The sequence below is a fragment of the Shimia biformata genome, assembly GCF_016888515.1.
Classification (GTDB): domain Bacteria; phylum Pseudomonadota; class Alphaproteobacteria; order Rhodobacterales; family Rhodobacteraceae; genus Shimia_A; species Shimia_A biformata.
In genome coordinates, this window is sequence record NZ_JAFEJK010000001.1 from 313281 (window position 1) to 330897 (window position 17617).

Consider the following 17617-nt stretch of genomic DNA (forward strand, 5'->3'; position numbering starts at 1 on the left):
GCCTGAAATACCTTGGGGGTCCGGGGGCTAGCCCCCGGTCCTGCGCAAAAGAAAGCGTGCCATGAAAACCGTTCTTGTTTCTGCCGTCCTGCTGATCGACCGCGATGGCCGCGTGCTTCTCGCGCAGCGTCCCGAAGGCAAGTCCATGGCCGGTCTGTGGGAGTTTCCCGGCGGCAAGGTCGAACCCGGCGAAACTCCGGAAATAGCCCTGATCCGCGAACTGCAAGAGGAATTGGGCATCGACACCTGGGCCAGCTGTCTTGCACCCCTGACTTTCGCATCCCACACCTATGATGACTTCCACCTGCTGATGCCACTTTTTGCCTGCCGCAAGTGGGAAGGGATTCCAGCCTCTCGCGAGGGGCAGGCATTGAAATGGGTCCGGCCAGAAGATCTGCGCAATTTCGAAATGCCACCCGCCGACGTGCCGTTGATCCCCATGATCCGAGATTGGCTGTAGTCGCTTTTCTCGCCGATTTTTCGCGAGCACCCTTTTTTGCGCATAGTTGAAAAAGTTTATTGCCCAATTTCACAGCTTGCCCTTAAGGTAACAAAAATGTGAATATGTCGATCACTGCCATGATCGCCACGTTTCACCAGAGTACGGTCAAATCTACTGGGAGGGGGATTTCGACGTGTTGAGAACGATTATGCTGGGCAGTTGCGTGTCCGTTCAGGGCATCTTTGTGCAGAAGCTGCCAGGAGGACGGATTGCTGTCCGGGTCGGAAGACAGGTTTACTCGGGCACGCCTATTTCGGCGTGTTAATAACAAGAAAATGCTCACGGAAACTAAAAGGGGACCGCTATGCGGTCCCCTCTCTTATTCTCTGACTGCCGTGTGACGCGGATCAGTCCAGCGTGCGGGTCACTTCCTCGCGCTCGAAGATCTCGATCACGTCGCCGGGGCGGATATCGTCGTAGTTTTCGAATGCCATACCGCATTCCTGACCCGATTGAACCTCGGCCACTTCATCCTTGAAGCGTTTGAGCGTTTTCAGCGTGCCTTCGTGGATCACCACGTTGTCGCGCAGCAGGCGAACGCCAGCCGAGCGGCGGGCAACGCCTTCGGTCACCAGACAGCCTGCGACCTTGCCGACGTTCGAGACCTTGAAGACATCCTTGATCTCGGCGTAACCGATGAAGTTTTCCTTGATCTCGGCACTCAGCAGACCTGAAGCGGCAGCTTTCACGTCATCCACAAGGTCATAGATCACCGAATAGTAACGGATCTCGACACCCTTCTGGTTGGCGGTGTTGCGCGCCGAGGCATTGGCACGGACGTTGAAGCCCATGATCGGGGCGCCTGATGCTTCGGCGAGGCCGACATCGGTTTCGGTAATGGCCCCAACACCCGAATGCAGCACGCGCACGCGCACTTCATCGTTGCCGATCTTCTCCATCGCCTGAACGATCGCTTCGGCGGAACCCTGCACGTCGGCCTTCACAAGGATCGGAAGTTCGGAAACATTCTCGTCTTCCTTGGCCTTTGCCATCAACTGTTCCAGCGTGGTGGCAGCACCGGCAGCGGCGCGTTTGTCCTTGGCGACCTGTTCACGATAGGCGGCGATCTCGCGCGCCTGCGCTTCGGTTTCGGTCACGTTCAGAACGTCACCCGCTTCAGGTGTACCGTTCAGACCCAGAACCTCGACCGGAACCGACGGACCCGCTTCTTCGACGCGCTCGCCCTTGTCGTTGATAAGAGCCCGGACCTTACCGTATTGCTCGCCCACAACAAAGATATCGCCTTGGCGCAGCGTGCCCTTCTCGACCAGAACGGTTGCGACGGGACCGCGGCCAACATCCAGCTGGGCCTCGATCACGGCACCCTGTGCGGCACGGTTGGGGTTCGCTTTCAGTTCCAGGATTTCCGCCTGAAGCGCGATGGCTTCCAGCAATTCATCCAGGCCCTGACCAGTCAGTGCCGACACTTCGACATCCTGCACTTCACCGGACATCTGCTCGACGATGACCTCGTGTTGCAGCAGTTCCGCGCGCACCTTGTTCGGGTCTGCGGCGGGCTTGTCGATCTTGTTGATCGCCACGATCATCGGCACCTTGGCGGCCTTGGCGTGGTTGATCGCCTCGATCGTCTGCGGCATGACCGAGTCATCGGCCGCCACCACCAGAACCACGATATCGGTGACCTGCGCACCGCGCGACCGCATCGAAGTAAAGGCCGCGTGGCCCGGTGTATCGAGGAAGGTCAGCACCGCACCATTGTCGGTCGTAACCTGATAGGCGCCGATATGCTGGGTAATGCCGCCGGCCTCGCCCGCAACAACCTTGGCGTCGCGGATCGCATCCAGAAGCGAGGTCTTGCCGTGGTCGACGTGGCCCATGATCGTGATGACGGGCGGACGCGGTTCCATGTCCTCGTCCTTGTCCTCCACATCCGAGATCACATCCTCGACGTCGGCATCCGACACGCGGACGACGTTGTGGCCGAATTCCTCGATAATCAGTTCAGCGGTGTCGGCGTCGATGGTCTGGTTCTGCGTGACCATCATCCCCATTTTCATGAGTTCCTTGACCACGTCAGCGACACGTTCCGCCATGCGGTTGGCCAGCTCGGACACCACGATGGCTTCTGGCAGCTGGACGTCACGAATGACCTTTTCACGCTCAACCTGACCGCCCATCGCCTTCTGACGCGCGCGTTCCTGCTTGCGCTTCATTGAAGCCAGCGATTTCTGGCGGCCACCTTCACCTGATAGCGCCTGGTTCAGCGTCAGCTTGCCCGAGCGACGGCCGTCATCGCGGCCACCTTTGGGCCCACGGTTCTGACGATCGTCACGTTCCTGCCGACGGGCGGGCGCAGCAGTCTTGGCCGGCGCGGAGCGCGCTGGCGCAGCATCCGATTTCGGTTGCGCAGCAGCTGCAGCCGCTTCAGCGGCCGCGCGCTTGGCAGCTTCCGCTTCCTCGCGCTTCTTGCGCTCATCCTCTTCGGCCTTCTGGCGCGCGCGCTCTTCCAACTCGCGTTGTTCGCGTTCCTTGGCCTCGGCCTCGGCGCGACGACGCTCACGCTCTTCGGCGCGGGCCTTCTCCTCGGCTTCGCGTGCGGCCGCTTCTTCGGCTTCGCGGGCTTTCGCTGCCTGCAATGCCTTCAGGCGGCGTTCCATCTCGGCGTCCGAGATACCGGCGGGACGGCGCGCGGGATTACCGGCACCGGGCGCGCCGCCCGAAGCCGACCCTGCGGCTGGCTTGGACGCACCGGGCTTGGGCACCACAACGCGCTTGCGCTTGGTCTCAACCACCACGTTCTTGGTCCGCCCGTGGCTGAAGCTTTGCTTCACGTTGCCAGGACGCCCACCACGCAGGCCCAGAGGTTTTTTGCCGTCACTATCACTCATCTAGTCGTCTTACCCTTTCCGGTGGCCCCTGCCACCGCAATTTCGCGGAAACCCTTCAGTCTTTGGGCCTCCTCTACAACACGCTGCGTGAGTCCGCCAGACGCAAGCGCAGCATGTATCACAGTTTGTCGCCCAAATGCCAAACCCAATTCATCTGCCGTCAACCAGCCGATGTAATGGCCCTTGTAGGGCGTGCTCAGTTTCGATTTCCCGCGCGTCGATCCGTCATTTGCCTGGATCAGCACGCGGGCTTCTTCTTTCATCAGCCAGTCTTTGACCTTTTCATAGCCCGCCACCGCATCACCGGCCTTGCGCGCTAGGCTGATCAAATCCACGACACGGCGCACGATCTGCGCCTCGACCGCGTCGGCAAGGCCGTCGGGCACGGTCACGGGCTGCTTGGCCGCCCGCGAAAACAGGTTCTTCTTTGCCGCCAGCGCGATCGCAGCGCGATCCGCCGAGACCCAGATGCCGCGTCCGGGCAGCTTGCCCATCGTATCGGCAAAGATCTGGCCATCGGGTCCGACCACGAACCGCACCATGTATTGCACCGGGCGCACCTCACCCGTTGCAATGCACTTGCGTTCGGGACCTTCCACGTGGTCCTTGGTGCGTCCGCCGCGCCCCATCGCCAAGCCCTCGGGGCCTGAGATCAGGCCCCGGCCTCCTGCTGCTGTTCTTCTTCGCCTTCCGCTTCCTCGCCGGCCTCTTCCTCGGCTTCGGCTTCAAGCTCGGCCGGATCAACCCAGCCCAGAACGATACGCGCGGTCATAACCATGTCCTGCGCTTCTTCCAGCGACAGGCCGAAGGGTTCCAGAATGCCGTCATCCTTGGTGCGTTCGCCGTCGACCGTGGTCCAGCCACCGGCCAGTTCCCAGTCAGCGCAGGTTGCGAAATCTTCCAGCGTCAGCACGCCGTCCTTGGCCAGCGCCTCGATCATCTGCGGGGTCAGACCCTCGAAGTTGACAAGGCTGTCCTCGACGCCCAGATCGCGGGCCGCTTCCAGCGCCTTGCGGTTCTGTTCTTCGATGAAGTCGCGCGCACGGGCCTGAAGCTCGTTCGCGGTGTCTTCGTCCACGCCGTCGATGACCAGAAGCTCATCCAGTTCGACATAAGCGACTTCTTCCAGAGTCGCGAAACCTTCCGAGACCAGAAGCTGGGCGAAGAATTCGTCCAGATCCAGCGTTTCCATGAACAGGCCGGTGCGTTCCTCAAATTCTTTCTGACGACGCGCCGATTCCTCTTCTTCGGTCATGATGTCGATGTCCAGACCGGTCAGCTGCGACGCCAGACGCACGTTCTGACCGCGGCGGCCGATAGCCAGCGACAGTTGTTCCTCGGGAACCACAACCTCGATCTTGCCGGCTTCTTCATCCAGAACAACCTTGGTGACTTCCGCCGGTTGCAGCGCGTTAACAAGGAAGGTGGGCTGATCCTCGTTCCACGGGATAATGTCGATCTTCTCGCCCTGAAGTTCGTTCACGACGGCCTGAACGCGGCTGCCGCGCATACCGACACAGGCACCGACCGGGTCGATCGAACCGTCATAGGAAATCACGGCGATCTTGGCGCGCGAACCGGGATCACGGGCCACGGCCTTGATCTCGATGATGCCGTCATAGATTTCCGGCACTTCCATCTTGAACAGTTCGGCCATGAATTCCGGCGCGGTGCGCGACAGGAAAATCTGCGGGCCACGGGTCTCGCGGCGGACATCCTTGATGTAGCAGCGGATACGGTCGTTCGGACGATAGCTTTCGCGGCCAATCTTCTCGTTGCGGCGCAGGATCGCTTCGCCACGGCCCACGTCAACGATGACGTTGCCATATTCCTCACGCTTGACGACACCGTTGATGATGGTGCCGATGCGGTCCTCGAACTCGGCAAACTGGCGGTCGCGTTCGGCTTCGCGGACCTTCTGCAGGATTACCTGCTTGGCCGACTGTGCCGCGATCCGGCCCAGTTCGACCGGCGGGATTTCTTCGATGAACTGGTCGCCGACCTTGGGGTCGTCCATGTATTGCTTGGCCTGTTCGACAGTGAACTCGGCCTGATAGTTCTCAAGCTCTTCCTCGTCGACAACGGTGCGCACGCGGGTAAAGGTGGCCTTGCCGGTGCGACGGTCGATCGACACACGGATGTCCATCTCGGCGCCATAACGCGACTTGGCGGCACGGGCGAGCGACTCTTCCATCGCTTCGACCACCAGACCGGGGTCGATCATCTTTTCGCGGGCCACGGCCTCGGCGGTTTGCAACAGCTCCAGCTGGTTTGCGGAAGTAATTGCCATGTTCTCAGTCCTCCTCGGAACCGGTGTCGGTTTCAATCTCGTCAAATTGGGATTCGTCGATGTTGCCGGCGGCCTTGCGCTGGCGCAGCATCTCGGTGATCAGTTCATCTGTCAGGACCAGCTTGGCCTCGGCCAACCAGTCGAATTTCAGGCCCACGGTGACCTCTTCCTTATCGGCGCCCTCGATATTGATCAGCACCTCGTCGCCCTCGACCCCGGCCAGAACGCCCTTGAAGCGCTTCTGCCCACCGACCAGATCGGCGGTTTCAAGTTTGGCCTCATAACCTTCGAAGGTCTCGAAATCCTTGAGCCGGGTCAGCGGTCGATCGATACCGGGGCTTGAGACCTCAAGGTTGTAGGCGTCGGCAATCGGGTCCTCGACATCCAGAACCGCGCTGACCGCATTCGAGATCCGGGCACATTCGTCGACCTCGATCCCGCCCTCAGGCCGCTCGGCCATGATTTGCAGGGTCGCGGTCTTGCCGCCCATCAGCCGCACGCGCACCAGTTCGAACCCCATGTCCTCGATCACCGGAGTGATGATCTCGGCCATGCGGCGGTCGATGGCGGCCTTGGCAATCAGGTCATTCATATCGTTTCGTCCAAGCACAAAAAAACGGGCCAGCGGCCCGTCGCGTCGTATCCGGTGTGCGCCGGGTTTGGACCCCAGCACATCGCTGTTGAGGGGGATATATGCGGGATGGGCCGAGTCTGCAAGGGGAATCGCCTAGTCGGCGGTCCAGCCTTTGTCGTGGTGGGTTCCATCGCAATAAGGTTTGTTGCCGGACAATCCGCAGCGGCATAGCACAAACTTGGTTTTCGCTGCCGCCTCACCCGGTGCCTGGGCGGGGTGTTCGACGCCACTGACACAATAGGGCCCGTCGTCCATGACCTCGATCTGCGGCCCGTTCTTGCCAAGATGCTGCGGGCCGCTTTCGGTCACGATGGCCAATGCCCCAGAGGGGCAGGCGGCGATCACTTCGCGAATGTCATCCACGCTGCCGTTGTTCGGCTGAACCCAGGGTTTGCGGGAAGCGTCAAAAACCGTTGGCGCGATCCGGGCGCACTCGGCGGCATGCGCGCAAAGCCGCGGGTTGAACGAGACCGACACATCCGCCCCCTCATACACCAACACGCGGTCAATGCCCGCTGGTGTTCCGCCGCGGCTTTTGAAACCGGCGTCATTGTGCGAACCGTCGCAAAACGGCTTGTTCTTGGAATGCCCACATCGACAAAGGGCCATGACCGGCTTGGTCTCGTATTCCGTTCCATCGGGTCCGATCAGGCGGGTCAATCCCTTGACCACAAGCGGGCCGTTTTCACGTTCTTCGATGGTTGGTTTTTCGGTCATCTGGCACCTCCCTGTCCAACCCACCTAGTGCGCCCGGCCAAAAAGAAAAACGCCCCACCAAATGGCGGGGCGTTTCCATGTCGTTCAAGCAGCGTCGCTTAGCTGAACCACCAGCGTTCCGCCATGCGGCCGTTGTCCATCTGCCAGAGGTTGCCCACGGTTTCCGGGGTTTCCAGCTTGGTCGAGATCGCCTGAACGTAGTTGGCGAACATCGGCACGATCACGGCACCGTCGGTCCGCAGGATTTCCTGCATCTCGCGGTATTGCTCGCGCCGCTTGCCGGAATCCAGCTCGGCACGAGCCGAAAGCAGCAGCTCCTGGAAGCGCGGGTGATCCCACTGGCTGTCGTTCCAGGGCGCGCCGGCCTCGTATGCGGTCGAGAACATCCAGTCCTCGGTCGCGCGACCCGACCAGTAGCAGGCGCACCACGGTTTCTTGAGCCAGACGTTCGACCAGTAACCGTCCGCCGGTTCCTGAACCACGTTGATGTTGATGCCCGCACCTTTGGCCGAAGCCTGATAAAGCTGCGCCGCGTCCACCGCACCTTCGAACGCCGCCGAGGACGCCGACAAGTCGATGTCGATCGAATCGAGCCCGGCCTCTTTCATGTAGAACTTGGCCTTGTCGGGATCGTATTCCAGCTGCTCCATGTCGCCGGCATAATACTGGTTGGCTGGACCGATGGGCGTGTCGTTGCCGACCTGACCGTGGCCTTGCAGGATCTTGTCGACCATTTCCTGACGGTTGACGCCGTATTTCAGCGCGCGGCGCACGTTCACGTCATTGAACGGTGCCGTCTTGGACAGCATCGGGAAGGTATAGTGCTGGTTGCCGGTCACTTCCTGGATCGCGATGTTCGGGTTCGCCCGCAGCAATGCCTCGGTCTTGAAGTCGATCCGGTTGATCGCGTCCACCTGCCCGGTCATCAGCGCGTTCATCCGGGCGGTATTGTCGTTGATCGCGATATACTCGACCTCGTCGAAGAAACCGGCGCTGTCACCTTTGTAGTGGCCATCATAGCGCTTCGCGGTCATGCGCACGCCCGGCTCGAACGAGGTCACGGCATAAAGACCAGTGCCGATGCCCTTGGCGATGGCTTCTTCGATCTGACCCGCCGGATACATCAGGATGTGATAGTCCGACATCAGATAGGGGAAGTCGGCGTTGCCGTTTTCCAGCGTGAACATGACCTGATGGTCGGTGACCTTCTTCATCTCGGTGATGGCCGAAACGATGGGTTTTGCCGCCGATTTCGCACCTTCTGCAGTGTGTAGGTTCAGCGACTCGATCACGTCGTCGGCACCAAAGGCCTTGCCGTTGTGGAAAGTCACACCCTGACGCAGGTTGAAAGTCCAGGTCTTGGCGTCGGCGCTGGCTTCCCAGCTTTCCGCCAGTTCGCCCTGAAGCGACCCGTCCGCCGCCACCATAGTCAGGCTGTCAAACACCGTGCCTTGCGCCGATGCGATCATGAATAGGTCGGAATGGGTGCGTCCATCCCAGCTGTCCGAGGTGTTGGCGCCCGAAAGCCCCGCTCGCAGCTTACCACCACGTTTCGGCGCCGCGCGCAGCGGCAGGCCGGTGGCGGCAAGCACACCAGCGGCCGCGCCGGTGCGAAGCAATCCGCGTCTGCTAATTCTGGTCATATCATACTCCCTTGTTGTTTGGGTTCTTGTCCCTTGTGTCGCCCTATCTCGGGCGATTCTCATGTCATCTTATCAACAGCGGCGTCACCGATGTTATCAACTCCACGCTCGTTCAGCAGATTTGTCAGCCAATCCGGGTCCATCTCCGGCACCGAACTGAGCAAGAGATCGGTGTAGGCATGGTGCGGGGGCTGGAACATCTCTGTCTTTGGTCCCTGTTCAACCACGCGCCCGTCCTTCATCACCACAACTTCGTCAGCGATGGACCGCACCGTAGCAAGGTCATGGGTGATGAACATATAGCTGAGGCCCAGATCGTCCTGCAGCCGTGCCAGAAGTTTCAGGATGCCCTCGGCGACCAGTTGGTCCAATGCCGATGTGACCTCGTCGCAGATAATAAACTTCGGTTCGGCGGCCAACGCGCGGGCAATGCCGATCCGCTGCTTCTGGCCGCCCGACAGTTCCGATGGCAGGCGGTTGATATACTGGCTTGGCTCAAGCTCGATCTGGTCCAGAAGTTCCTCGACCCGGCGGCGTTTTTCCTTTCCGGACAGACCAAGGTAGAACTGCACCGGACGCCCGATCAGCTCACCGATCGTCTTGCGCGGGTTCAGCGCGGTGTCGGCCATCTGATAGATCATCTGTGCCTGACGAAGCTGGTCCTTGTTCCGCTTGCGATAGTCCAGCGGCAGAGCTTGCCCGTCGAACTCGATATGCCCCTGTTTTGGTGGCAGAAGCCCCGTAATACAGCGCGCCGTCGTCGATTTGCCGGACCCGGACTCACCCACAACCGCCACGGTGCGGGCCTCGTGAATGTCGAAACTCACGTCGAACAGCACCGGCTGGGTGCCATAGGCGGCGGTCACGTTCTGGACCGAAACCACCGGGGTCGCGCCGGTATTCACGGCGGGTTTCTGCGGGCGCTTGAAGCTGCGTACTGCCCACAGCGACTTGGTGTAATCCTCTTTCGGGTCGGACAGCATGGTGCGGGTATCGGCCTCTTCGACCTCATCGCCTTTCAGCAGCACCTTGATCTTGTCCGCCATCTGCGCAACCACGGCCAAGTCGTGCGTGATATAGATCGCAGCGGTGTCGTATTCCTCGACGATCTGGCGGATCGACGCCAGCACCTCGATCTGAGTTGTGACATCCAGCGCCGTCGTCGGTTCATCGAAGATAATCAGGTCAGGGCGGCAGGACATGGCCATCGCCGTCATCGCCCTCTGCAACTGACCACCCGACACCTGATGCGGGTAACGGAAGCCGATCTGCTCGGGGTTGGGCAGGCGCAGCTTGCGGTACAGCTCGATCCCGTCAGCTTCCGAGTCCGACCGGCTCATCACACCATGCTGCACCGGGCCTTCGCTATGCTGGTCGATCAGCCGATGGGCAGGGTTGAACGACGCAGCCGCCGATTGCGCGACATAGGCAATCCGTTTGCCCAGAAGCCCCCGCTTTACCTTGGCCGAGGCATTCACAAGGTCGATCCCGTCAAACTCGACCGACCCCGCAGAAATGCGACAGCCATCGCGGGTAAACCCCATCGTGGCAAGGCCCACGGTCGACTTGCCCGCACCAGATTCCCCGATCAGGCCAAGTACTTCGCCCTTGTTCAGGTCAAGGTCGACACCATTGACGATCTGGTTCCAGGTCTCTTCGGACCGGCCTTCGATCTTCAGGCCACGGACTTTGAGAAGCAGATCACTCATTCCTTCAGCCCCGACGATTTGTGCAGCATCCAGTCGACAACGAAATTCACCGCCACGGTCAGCAAGGCGATCGCGCCCGCCGCAAGCAGAGGTGCCGACGCGACCTGCGGCGCGAAGACCGCGAAATTGATGAACTGTGCAAGGTCACGCACCATCGTGCCCCAATCGGCCAAGGGTGGCTGGATACCGACACCAAGGAAGGACAGCGAGGCAATGGTCAGGAACACGAAACAGAACCGCAACCCGAACTCGGCGAGAAGCGGTGCGGTTGCGTTCGGCAGGATCTCCTTGAAGATCAGGTAGCCCAGCCCCTCGCCCCGCAATTTCGCGGCCTCGATATAGTCCATCACAACGATGTTCAGCCCGACGGCCCGTGCCAGACGGAACACGCGGGTCGAGTCGATCACAGCGATGATGATGACCATGTAAACGGTCAGAAGCCATTTCTCGGACCCGGCCCAGGCGCTGGCAATTGTCATCAACAAAAGCGCAAAGATCAGAGACGGGATCGCCATCAGGACATCCACTGCGCGGCTCAGAACCTGGTCCAGCCAGCCTTGCAGCGTTGCGGCGAGGAAACCCAGCGTTCCGCCGATGAAAAAGGCAAGACATGTGGTGATAAACGCAATCCCCACGGTGTTCTGTGCGCCATAGATTAGACGTGACAGGATATCGCGGCCGATCTGGTCAGTGCCCAGCGGATAGTCCGGGTTGCCGCCCATGGCGGGATCACCCCCCGGCACGACATTGGCCTGCGCCAGCACTTCTTCCTGACCAAAGGGGGCCAGCGCGCCGGCAAAGATCGCGACAAAGGCATAGATCAGGATCATCAGGATGCCGAAAGACGCCGTCAGCGGCATCGAGCGAAACAGCTTTTTTGTACCTTCGGTGCCGACCGAGCGCCCAAGAAGCCGGAACAGCCATGCGGCGATGGCAAACAGGATCAGCCCCTCGATCGCCTTGCCGAGGAAGAAATACTTATTCGCCACGGCCGGGTCAGCCGATCGCGACAGCCAGTAGGCCCATGCCAGCCAGACGACGATCACAGCTCCGAACACATACCCAAAGGCGACGCCGTAGGGCATGTCGCGGAACCTGGGCGCGTCACCGGTGATCTTCTGTCCGGCAAAGCGGAACAGCCAGCCACCGGCGGCGATGGCCAGAAGACCAAGGATGAGAGTCAGCCAGATACTCATTTCGGGTGCCTCAGCCGCGGGTTACTGATGATTGACAGAATATCGGCGGTCAGGTTCAGAAGAATATAGGCGGTGGCGAAGATCAGGCAGCAGGCCTGCACCACGGGGATGTCACGGATTTTCACGCTGTCGACGAACAGCTGGCCGATGCCGGGATAGACAAACACCACTTCAACCACCACGACGCCAGTGATCAGATAGGCAAGGTTCAGTGCCACCACGTTGATGATCGGCGCCAGCGCATTGGGCAGCGCGTGCTTTACGATCACCCGCATCGGAGAAATGCCCTTGAGCCGCGCCATCTCGATGTAAGGCGATGCCAGAAGGTTGATGATCGCCGCGCGTGTCATGCGCATCATATGCGCGGTCACCACCAAGGTTAGCGTCAGTGCCGGCAACAGGGTGCGTGTCAACCGCTCGTCAAAGGGCATGTCGGCATAGATGTTCGACAGGGACGGCAGGATCGGGTTCAGAACCGCCAGGAACAGGATCAAGATATAGGCCAGGAAGAACTCAGGCGACGAGATTGACGACAAGGTCAGGATGTTGGTCGCGCGGTCAAAGATCGAGTTGCGGTAAAGCGCAGCCAGGATGCCAAGGAAAAGCGAAAACGGCACGGCGATCAGTGCCGTCACCCCGGCCAGGAAAAGCGTGTTTTCGAACCTGGGGGCAATCTGCGCCGCCACCGACGCCATGTTGGTGGACCCGTCTGCACCGACGAAACTGGCGAAGTTGGCCTGCGCGAAACTGTTGCCCAGGTCACCCTGAAGCGCAGACGCAAGCCACTGGAAGTATCGCGTGATCGGCGGCTGATCGAGTCCCAGGTCCTTGCGGATCGCTTCAACCGCTTCAGGCGTTGCACCCTGACCAAGGATCAGTTGCGCAAAGTCTCCGGGAAGCATGTTGACCGCTGTAAAGATCACGATCGACACGACAAACAGGGTCAAAATGCCCAGCAAAAGCCGCTGGGCTATGATCCGTAAGATTGAGGTCAATTGCCCTCACCTGTTGGTTTTATCTGTTTTCACTAAAGGTTAGCGGCTGATACCCGCGTGTAAAGCAATAAAAAGGCAATAATGTCTTACTTTTAAATGGCCAAACAAGAAATGGCCCGTCAGAGTCGGGCGATTTCGTCCATGATCCGCACCAGCTCGGCACTGATTCCCGGCTCAGACAGGGCATGCCCGGCGTTGCGGATCAGGCGCAGGCGGCTTGCGGGCCAACGTCGCGTCAGCTCATAGGCAGACCGCGGCGGGCAGATCATGTCATAGCGCCCCTGAACGACATAGCCGGGGATATGCTCGATCCGGGCGATGTTCTTCAGGATTTGCCCGTCCTCTTCAAGGAAACCGGCATTGTGGAAATAGTGATTTTCAAGCCGCGAAAACGCATGCGCATAAACCGGCGGCACCTCTCCGCCCGCACCATCGGACGACACCGAGGCAAGTGCGTTTTCCCACGTTGCCCAGGCGCGGGCATATTGGATTTCGGTCGTTCGCTCGCCGCTGAACAGGCGTTTGTGATAGGCGGCGATCAGGTCGTTATGCTCGTCTTCCGGGATGAGGCTGGTGAACCGCGCCCAGGCCTCGGGCCAGAACTGACCGGCCCCGCCACCATAAAACCACTGCAATTCGCGCCGGGTCATCAGGAACACCCCGCGCAACACAAGACAGGCCACCCGGTCGGGATGGGTCTGGGCATAGACCAGCGACAGGGTCGCCCCCCAGCTTCCGCCGAACACGATCCATTGCTCGATGCCCAGCGTCGCGCGGATTCGTTCGATATCCGCAACCAGATGCCAGGTGGTGTTCGCCTCGACCGACGCATGCGGCGTGGATTTGCCACAGCCGCGCTGGTCAAACAGCACGATCCGGTAAACCGCCGGGTCGAAATAGCGCCGCATCGCCGGGCTGCACCCGCCCCCCGGACCGCCATGCAGCACGACCACGGGCACCCCTTGCGGATTTCCGCATTGCTCTACATAGACAGTATGGCCGTCGCCGACCTCCAGCATCCGCTGATCGAACGGGGTCGTCGGCGGATAGAGATACTGAACTGCGCTTTTTTGGCCCGAGTTTTTGTCCATGGATGACCTATATAGGTGTGGGCGCCCAAATGAGCATATGGAGACGAGAATGCAAGCCTCTCAGACCACCGTCGACCCGAACGAAGTTGCCAAGTTCGAGGCCATGGCCGCCGAGTGGTGGGATCCCAACGGCAAATTCAAACCGCTGCACATGCTCAACCCCTGCCGTCTGGACTATATCACGTCCCAGATCGCGGGCGAGTTCGATCGCGACCTTTCCGCGCCGGAGCCGTTCAAAGGACTGCGGCTGCTGGACATCGGCTGCGGTGGCGGATTGCTCTCGGAACCGATGGCACGGCTGGGCGCCACCGTCGTCGGCGCCGATGCCGCCGAACGCAATATTCCCGTTGCGCAGGTCCATGCCGAACAATCCGGGCTGACTATCGACTATCGCAACACCACGGCCGAGGCGCTGGCCGAGGGAGGCGAACAGTTCGACGTGGTTTTGAACATGGAAGTGGTCGAACATGTCGCCGACCCGCTGGCCTATCTCACCGCCTGCCAGCAACTTTTGAAACCGGGCGGGCTTCACATCTGTTCAACCATTAACCGCAATCCGAAAAGCTTTGCCATGGCCATTGTCGGGGCGGAATACGTCATGCGCTGGCTGCCCAAAGGCACGCATGAATGGGACAAGTTCATCACACCGGACGAGTTGTTTGCGCTGATCGAACAAGCGGGCCTGACGCCTGTTGATCGTAAGGGGTTCGTGTTCAACCCGATCTTCTGGACCTGGTCCCTGTCGGATCGCGACCTCAGCGTGAACTATGTCACCGCCAGCCTGAAGCCGGCCTAACCGTCGCCCTCAAGCCTGCCGCGCAGCTCTCGCAGAATTGGCAGCACTGAACGCACACGCCTTTCGCCCAGTTCCGACACGATTTCGCCGATCATCGGCGCGATCGAGGCAAGCGCCGCGTCGCGGGCGCGGTTTCCCGCCGGGCTGATCGACACCATCTTGCGCCGCGCATCGTCCCAATCGGGGCGGATATGCACGTATCCCGCCGCTTCGAGTTTCGACAGGGTGTTGGTCATCGCGCCCCGCGTGACGTGGAATGCCTTTGCCAGTTGCGCCGGGCTGCGTTCCACCCCGGAATGCGCCAATTGGTTGAGAACCGAGAAATGCGACAATTCCATGCCCTTGGGCAACGCGCGGGTAAGCCGGGCGCGGGCCAGCTGGTCCGCCATCAGGATCTCTCCAAACAACGAGATCGCAAGTGCGTTATTGTCGCTCATATCCGGCCTTTCCAGGTTCAGGGTGGCCTTGGGCTGTCAAACGGAGGGTCCGTCAAACGGGCGGTCATGGCGCAGGGATGGCACCTTTTTCCGCGCCTCGTCCACTTTGGCAAGGTCCAGATCGACAAAACTAAGCCCTGGCGCCTCGCCCGCATCGGCCAAAACCTCTCCCCAGGGCGCAATTGCCAGCGAATGCCCAAATGTTTTGCGCGTTCTGCCACGGCTGGCAGCATGGGTGCCGGTCTGGGCCGGGGCCAGTACATAGCAACCGGTTTCAATAGCGCGCGCCGTCAACAGCGTATGCCAATGCGCCGCGCCGGTCACATGGCTGAATGCAGCCGGGACCGTCAGGATTTGCGCCCCGGCCTTGGCCAGCGCACGGTGCAGATAGGGAAAACGCACATCGTAACAGATCGTCATCCCGATCTTGCCAAACGGGGTGTCGGCAACCACCGCTTGGTCGCCGGGCCGATAGCCATCGGATTCGCGATAGGTCTCGTCCGGGGTCACGTCGACGTCGAACATGTGGATCTTGTCGTATCGTGCCACGATCCCGCCTGTCGGGTCTATCAGGAAAGACCGGTTGGCAAAGCGGCCGTCTGCATCATGTGTCTTGAGCCCAAGTGACCCGATCAACAGCCAGATACCCAGCTTGGCGGCTTCGTCCCGTAGCCCGGCAAGAGTGGAGTCGTCCTGCTCCAGCTGCAAAACAGCGTTTTGATGCGTCCGGCTGCCCGATACGCAATTCGTCACCTCAGGCGTCAGGCAGAACCCCGCCCCCTGTTCCGCCGCCTGCCGCAACATGGCGCGCACTGCGCCAAGGTTTTCGCCCGGATCGTCGGACGAGGTGATCTGTAGAAGCGCCGCCTTCACCGATCAGGCCGCCAGCAACGGGTCAAGCTTGCCGGCCCGCTCAAGCGCATAAAGGTCATCGCAGCCGCCGACATGGGTTTCGCCTATGAAAATCTGCGGAACAGTGCGCCCACCATTGGCGCGGGCGATCATCTCGGGCTTGCGGTCGGGATCGCTCCGAACGTCAATTTCGGTGAAGGCGACGCCTTTCTGGGTCAGAAGCCGCTTGGCAGCATGACAAAATCCGCAAAGCGGGCTGGTATAGATTTCGACGGGTTTCATGTCTCTTGGTCCAAATTCGTCCTTTGGGACAAATCTAGGCGTCCTTGTCGACGCGCGCCAGTGTCAGAACGCATATCCGTGTCGCGCCCGCCGCATGACAGACTTCAGCGACCGCAGCCAAAGTCGCCCCCGAGGTCATGACATCATCCACCACGATCACGTTTCGCCCCATCAGCTGCCCGGCCTGGCGTGGGTTCACACTCATCGCGCCGTCCAGCCTTTGAAACCGCTCATCGAAACTCAGCCCGTCGGTCGATCCCTTGTCGCCCGTCCGCAATACCGCATCCGGGATGACATCAAGCCCCAAGCCGCGCGCCAACTTCCTGCGCAAGAAGCGCAGCCTGATTGTAGCGACGCTTGAGATAGCGCCATTTGTGCATGGGAACGGGCACCAGAACCTCGGTCCCGGTCAGCATCGGTTTCGCGACCCGCGCCATCCAGACCGCGGCCGGGTGGCAGATATCGGTGCGATCGCCGTGTTTCAATCCCAGCACCAGCTTGCGACCATTGCCGCGATAGATCAGCGCGCTGCGCCCTTGCGCCCACGGGCGGGGAATGGTCATGCAGTCATCGCAATGCACAGAGGCCCCTTCGTTCGTCGTTCCCGGCAGCGGTGTGCCACACAGATCGCACACCAATCCGCCGATGAACGGCGTTTCGCGCCAGCAAGGACCGCACAGGCCGAAATCGCTGTCGACACGGTCCCCGCAGGAAACGCACCGGGCGGGATAGATCATGCGCAAGGCGGTTTGAAACCCGCGCAACATCGCCCTATTGTCCGCCCTCATGACAAGACCACCCCAAATGACTGACCGCGCCGCCCTGATGCGCAACCGAAACCGCGCCAGGCCAGATGGCCTGTTCCTGCACCGCGCGGCGGTGGAAGAGGTTCAGGATCGCCTGACCATGGTTAACAGGGCGTTTACGAAGGTCGCGATCGTCACCTCACAGCCCGACGAATGGCGGCGCTGCGTGCCGCATGCTGATATCGTCGCGGATGATGATGTTCTGAGCCTGCAGCCCGACACCTATGACCTTGTCATTCATGGGTTGTGCCTGCATTGGGCCAACGACCCGGTGGGCCAGCTTGTGCAATGCCGAAACGCACTGAAACCCGATGGATTCTTCCTTGGGGCGATGTTTGGTGGCCAGACCCTGACCGAGCTGCGCGCCGCGCTGGGCCAGGCCGAATCCGAAGTCACCGGGGGATTGTCCCCCCGCATCGCCCCGATGGGCGAAATCCGCGATCTTGGCGGATTGCTGCAGCGGGCAGGGTTGGCACTGCCGGTGGCCGACCTTGTGCCCCTGAAAGTGACCTATGAAACGCCCTGGCATCTGATGCGCGAATTGCGCGCCATGGGCGAGGCCAACGCCCTTGCCCATCGCCTGCGCCGTTTCACCGGGCGCAAGGTCCTGATGCGTGCGGCAGAAATCTATACCCAGACCTTCATGGAGGACGGGCGTATCCCGGCAACGTTCGAGATGATCTTTCTCACCGGCTGGGCGCCCGATGCGTCGCAGCCGCAACCCCTGCGCCCCGGATCGGCCTCGGCGCGGCTGGCGGACGCATTGGGCACCGACGAAACAAAGCTTAAGGATTGACCGGACGCCCCGGCGCGTTAGA

Annotated in this window: 16 protein-coding genes and 1 pseudogene; 3 read left to right on the forward strand and 14 right to left on the reverse strand. The window is 60.8% G+C overall.

Going from position 1 to position 17617, the window contains the following annotated elements; genetic code table 11:
- Positions 1–61 precede the first annotated feature (61 nt).
- On the forward strand, positions 62–460 hold the full coding sequence (locus tag JQ863_RS01395) for a (deoxy)nucleoside triphosphate pyrophosphohydrolase (RefSeq protein ID WP_204112546.1): 399 nt from the start codon (positions 62–64) through the stop codon (positions 458–460).
- A 389-nt stretch (positions 461–849) separates the two neighbouring features.
- Here JQ863_RS01395 and infB read toward each other — a convergent pair whose 3' ends face one another.
- The 10 genes from infB to pip all read right to left on the reverse strand — a co-directional run bounded on the left by infB (position 850) and on the right by pip (position 13626).
- Positions 850–3351 (reverse strand): translation initiation factor IF-2, encoded by a 2502-nt coding sequence (gene infB / locus JQ863_RS01400; RefSeq protein WP_204112547.1) that lies wholly within the window; start codon positions 3349–3351, stop codon positions 850–852.
- Positions 3348–3980: an RNA-binding protein gene (locus JQ863_RS01405; RefSeq protein ID WP_204112548.1), complete on the reverse strand. Its 633-nt coding sequence runs from the start codon at positions 3978–3980 to the stop codon at positions 3348–3350. Before JQ863_RS01405 ends, infB begins: the two co-directional genes overlap by 4 nt.
- A 23-nt stretch (positions 3981–4003) precedes the next feature.
- Positions 4004–5641 carry a transcription termination factor NusA gene (nusA, locus tag JQ863_RS01410; protein ID WP_204112549.1) on the reverse strand — a complete coding sequence of 546 codons (1638 nt, stop codon included), beginning with the start codon at positions 5639–5641 and terminating at the stop codon, positions 4004–4006.
- Between the two features lie 4 nt (positions 5642–5645).
- A complete protein-coding gene (gene rimP, locus JQ863_RS01415; RefSeq protein WP_204112550.1) occupies positions 5646–6233 on the reverse strand; it encodes a ribosome maturation factor RimP in 588 nt (195 codons plus the stop codon).
- A gap of 135 nt (positions 6234–6368) precedes the next feature.
- Complete coding sequence (locus JQ863_RS01420; protein ID WP_204112551.1) at positions 6369–6992, reverse strand: CDGSH iron-sulfur domain-containing protein; 624 nt, start codon at positions 6990–6992, stop codon at positions 6369–6371.
- A 98-nt stretch (positions 6993–7090) separates the two neighbouring features.
- A complete protein-coding gene (locus tag JQ863_RS01425; protein WP_204112552.1) occupies positions 7091–8635 on the reverse strand; it encodes an ABC transporter substrate-binding protein in 1545 nt (514 codons plus the stop codon).
- 59 nt (positions 8636–8694) lie between these two features.
- A complete protein-coding gene (locus JQ863_RS01430) occupies positions 8695–10344 on the reverse strand; it encodes an ABC transporter ATP-binding protein (protein ID WP_204112553.1) in 1650 nt (549 codons plus the stop codon).
- Positions 10341–11540: an ABC transporter permease gene (locus tag JQ863_RS01435; protein WP_204112554.1), complete on the reverse strand. Its 1200-nt coding sequence runs from the start codon at positions 11538–11540 to the stop codon at positions 10341–10343. Before JQ863_RS01435 ends, JQ863_RS01430 begins: the two co-directional genes overlap by 4 nt.
- Positions 11537–12535 (reverse strand): ABC transporter permease, encoded by a 999-nt coding sequence (locus JQ863_RS01440; RefSeq protein ID WP_204112555.1) that lies wholly within the window; start codon positions 12533–12535, stop codon positions 11537–11539. Before JQ863_RS01440 ends, JQ863_RS01435 begins: the two co-directional genes overlap by 4 nt.
- Positions 12536–12654: 119 nt before the next feature.
- The gene (gene pip / locus JQ863_RS01445) at positions 12655–13626 is read right to left on the reverse strand and encodes a prolyl aminopeptidase (RefSeq protein ID WP_204112556.1); all 972 of its coding nucleotides are present in this window, start codon (positions 13624–13626) and stop codon (positions 12655–12657) included.
- 49 nt (positions 13627–13675) lie between these two features.
- Here pip and ubiG point away from each other — a divergent pair, with 49 nt between their 5' ends.
- Positions 13676–14422, forward strand: a complete 747-nt coding sequence (gene ubiG, locus JQ863_RS01450) for a bifunctional 2-polyprenyl-6-hydroxyphenol methylase/3-demethylubiquinol 3-O-methyltransferase UbiG (RefSeq protein ID WP_204112557.1) — start codon at positions 13676–13678, stop codon at positions 14420–14422.
- Here the strand turns inward: ubiG and JQ863_RS01455 are convergent.
- From JQ863_RS01455 to JQ863_RS01470, 4 genes and pseudogenes are all read right to left on the reverse strand, one after another.
- Positions 14419–14859 carry a MarR family winged helix-turn-helix transcriptional regulator gene (locus JQ863_RS01455; RefSeq protein ID WP_204112558.1) on the reverse strand — a complete coding sequence of 147 codons (441 nt, stop codon included), beginning with the start codon at positions 14857–14859 and terminating at the stop codon, positions 14419–14421. The genes ubiG and JQ863_RS01455 overlap by 4 nt on opposite strands.
- Positions 14860–14895: 36 nt before the next feature.
- A complete protein-coding gene (locus JQ863_RS01460) occupies positions 14896–15732 on the reverse strand; it encodes a nitrilase-related carbon-nitrogen hydrolase (RefSeq protein WP_204112559.1) in 837 nt (278 codons plus the stop codon).
- 3 nt (positions 15733–15735) lie between these two features.
- Complete coding sequence (gene grxC / locus JQ863_RS01465) at positions 15736–15993, reverse strand: glutaredoxin 3 (RefSeq protein ID WP_204112560.1); 258 nt, start codon at positions 15991–15993, stop codon at positions 15736–15738.
- Between the two features lie 34 nt (positions 15994–16027).
- Positions 16028–16760, reverse strand: a pseudogene (locus tag JQ863_RS01470) (ComF family protein).
- Between the two features lie 19 nt (positions 16761–16779).
- Between JQ863_RS01470 and JQ863_RS01475 the strand changes: the two are divergent.
- On the forward strand, positions 16780–17595 hold the full coding sequence (locus tag JQ863_RS01475; RefSeq protein WP_204112561.1) for a methyltransferase domain-containing protein: 816 nt from the start codon (positions 16780–16782) through the stop codon (positions 17593–17595).
- Positions 17596–17617: the final 22 nt, after the last annotated feature.

Bases quoted from the DNA above. Each gene is read 5' to 3' on its own strand.
- JQ863_RS01475 (WP_204112561.1), top strand. From the start codon at position 16,780: ATGACAAGACCACCCCAAATGACTGACCGCGCCGCCCTGATGCGCAAC.
- rimP (WP_204112550.1), bottom strand. From the start codon at position 6,233: ATGAATGACCTGATTGCCAAGGCCGCCATCGACCGCCGCATGGCCGAG.
- pip (WP_204112556.1), bottom strand. From the start codon at position 13,626: ATGGACAAAAACTCGGGCCAAAAAAGCGCAGTTCAGTATCTCTATCCG.
- JQ863_RS01430 (WP_204112553.1), bottom strand. From the start codon at position 10,344: ATGAGTGATCTGCTTCTCAAAGTCCGTGGCCTGAAGATCGAAGGCCGG.
- grxC (WP_204112560.1), bottom strand. From the start codon at position 15,993: ATGAAACCCGTCGAAATCTATACCAGCCCGCTTTGCGGATTTTGTCAT.
- infB (WP_204112547.1), bottom strand. From the start codon at position 3,351: ATGAGTGATAGTGACGGCAAAAAACCTCTGGGCCTGCGTGGTGGGCGT.
- JQ863_RS01435 (WP_204112554.1), bottom strand. From the start codon at position 11,540: ATGAGTATCTGGCTGACTCTCATCCTTGGTCTTCTGGCCATCGCCGCC.
- JQ863_RS01395 (WP_204112546.1), top strand. From the start codon at position 62: ATGAAAACCGTTCTTGTTTCTGCCGTCCTGCTGATCGACCGCGATGGC.
- nusA (WP_204112549.1), bottom strand. From the start codon at position 5,641: ATGGCAATTACTTCCGCAAACCAGCTGGAGCTGTTGCAAACCGCCGAG.
- JQ863_RS01455 (WP_204112558.1), bottom strand. From the start codon at position 14,859: ATGAGCGACAATAACGCACTTGCGATCTCGTTGTTTGGAGAGATCCTG.
- JQ863_RS01420 (WP_204112551.1), bottom strand. From the start codon at position 6,992: ATGACCGAAAAACCAACCATCGAAGAACGTGAAAACGGCCCGCTTGTG.
- JQ863_RS01405 (WP_204112548.1), bottom strand. From the start codon at position 3,980: ATGGGGCGCGGCGGACGCACCAAGGACCACGTGGAAGGTCCCGAACGC.
- JQ863_RS01425 (WP_204112552.1), bottom strand. From the start codon at position 8,635: ATGACCAGAATTAGCAGACGCGGATTGCTTCGCACCGGCGCGGCCGCT.
- ubiG (WP_204112557.1), top strand. From the start codon at position 13,676: ATGCAAGCCTCTCAGACCACCGTCGACCCGAACGAAGTTGCCAAGTTC.